At 60.1% G+C, this 3,389-nt stretch carries 2 protein-coding genes and 1 pseudogene; 2 read left to right on the top strand and 1 reads right to left on the bottom strand.

What is annotated here, in order from left to right; translation table 11 throughout:
- Positions 1-215: 215 nt before the first annotated feature.
- A complete protein-coding gene (locus ACYVD0_RS12340) occupies positions 216-1,208 on the bottom strand; it encodes a DNA-binding protein (RefSeq protein ID WP_460427083.1) in 993 nt (330 codons plus the stop codon).
- Positions 1,209-1,416: 208 nt separating this feature from the next.
- Here ACYVD0_RS12340 and ACYVD0_RS12335 point away from each other — a divergent pair, with 208 nt between their 5' ends.
- The gene (locus tag ACYVD0_RS12335; RefSeq protein ID WP_460427082.1) at positions 1,417-2,388 is read left to right on the top strand and encodes a site-specific integrase; all 972 of its coding nucleotides are present in this window, start codon (positions 1,417-1,419) and stop codon (positions 2,386-2,388) included.
- A 107-nt stretch (positions 2,389-2,495) separates the two neighbouring features.
- A pseudogene (locus tag ACYVD0_RS12330) lies at positions 2,496-3,026 on the top strand (IS4 family transposase); the annotation flags it as partial.
- Positions 3,027-3,389: the final 363 nt, after the last annotated feature.

Below are 3,389 nucleotides of genomic sequence, written 5' to 3'. Positions count from 1 at the left end.
GGCGGCGAGGCCGTCGATGGATTTTCGGAAATCGACAGGCTTGGGATAGAGGTAGACCTTTTCGACCTTGGCGTCGGGTCGCATCATGGTGGCTGGCTCCAGAAGGAAATCGGGAGCACAGCATCGGCGGGCCTTTACCTCGGTTGAAGATGGGGTTCATGGAGCGCTTTCGATCAGATAAGACTGACAAAAGCACTGTCAACAAGCCAGCTCGGTTACTCCTTGATCAAGCTTGGCGCGCTCTTCGCTTCCTCCATGGCCTCCGACTCGGTCGTCTGCAGTAGCAGGAGGTTCAACTTTGTCGTGGCCTCGACCAAGCTGATCTGCAGATCTTGAGCCCTCCCCTGCTCACTCGCCAGGCTCGCTCTCAGCTCGGCCATCTCGCTCTGCTGCAGAGCGAGACGCTCCAGCAGGATATCCCGGCTGCCATACGCCTGGTTCAGTTTTGTACGCAGTGTGTCGAGCTCTTCCTTCTGCGCTGTGATCGAGTCCTGCAGGTTGTCCCGCTCTTTCACGATCAGGCGGTTTTCGGTAGCCAGACGTTCATTGTCACGGTTCAGTCTGGTCAGTTCGTCCTGCTTCACCACCAAGCTCTGCTGCAACTGGCGAAGCTCCATTTGCAACTGCTGCAGCTGTGTCTCGTGGCGGCGCTGCTCCTGCTCGCGCTGTTCCTTGCTGGTCTGCCGATAGTGCTCCAAGGCTTCACGGCCGTGCCGATGCTTCTCCTCCAGCGAGCGAATCTGCTCGTCGCGTTCCATCAGTCGTGCTGCTTGGTCTTGATTGGCCTGGAGCAGGCGTGCCTGCTCAACCTGCAGTTGCTGCAGCTGTTCACGGGCTTCCCGGTGGAGCTCCATCTCCCCTTGCAACTGCCCGGTCAGCGCCGTGACTTGTCCTTCCAACTGCCGGCTCCCCTCCTCCATCAACCGCAGCTGTTCCTGCAATTGAGTGCGCTCCTCATTAAAGCGCTCACGCATCCGCTCGACCAGCTCATTGGCTTCGTCCTGCAATCTCTCCGCCAAGGCAGCGACCAGCCGGCTCAGCTCTTCGCTCAAGCTGACGCCACTCTCGGCCTGCCCGGTCTCGCTCTCCTCCAGCTCCTTCAGATAACGGTGAATAGTGGTCTTCGAACCTGTATTGCCCAGTTCGATGCGTACCGCGTCGATGCTGGGATGTTCGCCGCGGGCCTGCAGCGCTCGGCGGGCCTGCATGACTAGTGCCTTATTGATGCCGCCCCGTGCCATAGGCCCTGCTCTCCTGATTATTTCGTACTGTTTTACATATTATGTAATTACATTGAAATTTACACCATTGCGGATATGAAATTTGGAAATTTATAAGATTGGATAATTGAAGTTTATCCACTGACATACTCCAAGGTAGCTGCGAGAATGGCGTTTTCCGTACGGGTGATGGGCAATGAGTGATATTGAGCGTTACCTGCAGGCCGGCACGCGGGAGAACACCCGGCGCAGCTATCAGGCGGCCATCGAGCATTTCGAGGTGAGCTGGGGCGGCTTTCTGCCGGCGACCGGCGACAGCGTAGCGCGCTACCTGGCCGCCCATGCCGGCAAGCTGTCGCTCAACACGCTGAAATTGCGCCTAGCCGCCCTGGCTCAATGGCATATCAGCCAGGGCTTCCCGGACCCGACCAAGGCACCGGTGGTCCGCCAGGTGCTCAAGGGCATCCGTGCCCTGCATCCGGCGCGGGAAAAGCAGGCCGCACCGCTGCCACTGCAGCACATGGAACAGGCCATCGGCTGGCTAGACGGTGAAGCCAGCAACGCCATCGCCCGGGGCGACACAGCCACCTTGCTGCGCTGCCGGCGCGACGCTGCGCTGCTGCTGATTGGCTTCTGGCGGGCCTTTCGCAGCGACGAGCTGTGTCGCCTGGACGTCGAGCAGATCCAGGCTGTGGCCGGTGTGGGCATGGAGATCTACCTACCGCGCAGCAAGAGCGACCGCGACTTCCTCGGCACCACCTACCGCGCCCCGGCCCTGAAGCGGCTGTGCCCGGTGCAGGCCTATCTGGGCTGGATCGCCCTGGCCGATCTGACACGCGGTCCGGTGTTCCGCCGCCTGGACCGCTGGGGCAACCTGGGCGAGGACGGGCTCAACCCCAACAGCCTCATCGCCCTGCTGCGGCAAATCCTGCGTCGCGCCGGGATACCGGCCGAGTCGTACAGCAGTCACTCGCTGCGCCGTGGCTTTGCCACCTGGGCCGCGGCCAATGGCTGGGATCTCAAGAGCCTGATGGGCTATGTCGGCTGGAAGGACATGAAATCAGCCATGCGTTATATCGACCCCACGATTTCCTTTGGAGGGCTGGCCGCCAAGCCTCTCTTGGAGAGCGATGCCAGCACCTTGCCGAAGCTTCCTGATCCGCTTTAGCGCTTGCCCGTGATTACGGGTTTGAGAGGTGACTCGAAGGATTGGTTTGGTGAAACTTTTCCAAACCTGGATTTCCGATTTCAGGAAAGCGTATTCACAAGGGGTTCAGCCGGGATACGTGTAAAACCGATACCGGCTTCCGGCGGCCCTGGCAGCCGGTGAAGGACCTGTATGCCCTGGCCTCGGCGTCGCCGAAACGGCTCGGTGGCCCTGGTCGACCCGGCTGTACGCCGTGAAACAGGCGCCGCGGGGGCGCCAGCACCGGCGCATCACCGGAACCCTGGCCCGGGACTAGCGCAGTCGGCAAAAGGCGCAGCGCGAGAGCGAGCCCTGGCTGCTGGCTAGCAACCTGCCCGCGGCGCATCGAGATCCTGCTGCTGATTGCCGTGCTGGCCAACTACGCGCTGTGCCTGCTGTGCCTGCTGGGTCTGCAGGCGCGGGAGGCGCGGGAGGCGGGGCACGAGCGGCGCTTCCAGAGCAACAGCGTCAAGGACAAGCACGTGCTGTCGCTGTGGCGGCTGGGGCTGGGGCTGGAATATGCACGTACTTATGCGGGAGGCATTTCCGGGGAGAGGCTGCGGGACCTGGAGCTGGCCCTGCGGCGGGAGGTCTACCGGCAAGCGCAGGAGTTGGGGTGATTTTGTGGGGATCACTCAAGCTCAGTATGCCGGAAAATTTTCTTTCAGGTACTTACTATTCTTCGAATATCTCTTCGATAATGACCTCGAGAACACGGATAATCGCGAATGCCAAAGCGTCCTTTATATTGGTTTTTTATAGCGTTGCGTACGGCGTTTACAAGGTAATTGTCGCGGAATCCCACAAGGAGAATTTGCAAACATACCCTCGAGCGCCCACGTTTCTTTGCGTCTGTACCAGCCAACCGACCTTGATGCACTTATTAACCCGGCAATCAAATACCCAATCTAAGTGGCATAACGCACCGACGCATGCTGGAAATAGGCAACTACCCGCTCCGGGGTTTTGGCCAGCCAGCTCAT

Source organism: Azotobacter armeniacus (assembly GCF_054779355.1).
Note: the sequence above shows the minus strand (reverse complement) of the source record. Positions and strands in the feature narration are given on the sequence as shown.